The 1,087-nt window shown below is 45.4% G+C and carries 1 protein-coding gene; it reads right to left on the bottom strand.

What is annotated here, in order from left to right:
• Nucleotides 1-33: 33 nt before the first annotated feature.
• Nucleotides 34-990, bottom strand: coding sequence for an IS30 family transposase (locus IDZ20_RS04795; protein WP_188150298.1), 957 nt, complete (start codon nt 988-990; stop codon nt 34-36).
• Nucleotides 991-1,087 lie beyond the last annotated feature (97 nt).

Here is a 1,087-nt window from a genome sequence, read left to right as displayed (position 1 = left end):
CCTAGTATCAAGCCTGAAGTGCGACAAAGGTTGTTAGTTTCCATATAGAATATCCGCTGGTGTTTTGAAGTTGTGTCGTTTGCGTGGTCGCGCATTTAGTTTGTCCGCTATTCGATTGCATTGCTGTTGAGTTAGTGACGCCATGGAGCTTCCTTTAGGTATATATTGGCGGATTAGTCCGTTGCAGTTTTCATTGCTGCCGCGCTCCCAAGAATGGTAGGGATTAGCAAAATAAAATAGTCTGCCGGTAGCCTCTTCAATTTTGTTGTACTGGTGAAATTCGGTGCCGTTGTCAGCAGTGATTGTTTTAAATTTGGCTGGCGACTTTTTCATGAGAGAAATCGTTTTCGTGTTAAGTGAGGCTGTGGTTCTGTCCGGCAGTTTACCAATCAGAACGAAGCCGCTTTTCCTTTCTACCAGCGTCACTATACAATCGTTGGAACCTTTGCCCATTACCGTATCAATCTCCCAGTGCCCCCTATATTTACGTGTTTCTATACTGGTAGGGCGTTCGGATATGTTGCGCTTATTGGCCAGTCTGCCGCGGCTGTCATAGGCTTTATAGCGTTTTCGTCGTTGTTTTAACGATTGGCGTAGATGAATCCAGAGATTGCCGCCATTCGCCTTGTCAGCCCATATGTACTTATATATGGTTTCGTGGGAAATGGATCTAAAGCCAAGTGATGGGAGTATTCCGGCAATCTGTTCGGGGCTCCATTTTTCTCGTATAAGGTAGTTAACAGGAACATAGTTCGCTTCGGTAAAGTGAGAGTATCGACGTAATTTACACCGCCTGGCTTTGGCTCTATAGTCCGCTTTGCTTGGCCTATAAGCGTTATCAATATGGTGGCAGCGGTTACGTTGAAGTTCGCGATACAAGGTTGCGCGGTGCCGGCCAAGTGCATTAGCAATTGATGTCATTGATTGGCCTTGCGTTCGCATGGTAGAAAAGGTATATCTCTCTTCAGAGGTAAGCTGTGTATAGTTCATCATGGTTTCTCACTTCTTGGCGGGAGTAAAAAACTAGGATTATCGCAGCTTGCCTCTCTTAATGGGATGAGTGTCGCACTTAGTATATGAATTCGGC

This window comes from Teredinibacter waterburyi, assembly GCF_001922985.1.
Lineage (GTDB): Bacteria > Pseudomonadota > Gammaproteobacteria > Pseudomonadales > Cellvibrionaceae > Teredinibacter > Teredinibacter waterburyi.
Note: the sequence above shows the minus strand (reverse complement) of the source record. Positions and strands in the feature narration are given on the sequence as shown.

Excerpts from the sequence above, each read along its gene's own strand:
- IDZ20_RS04795 (WP_188150298.1), bottom strand. The coding sequence starts at position 990 with ATGAACTATACACAGCTTACCTCTGAAGAGAGATATACCTTTTCTACC.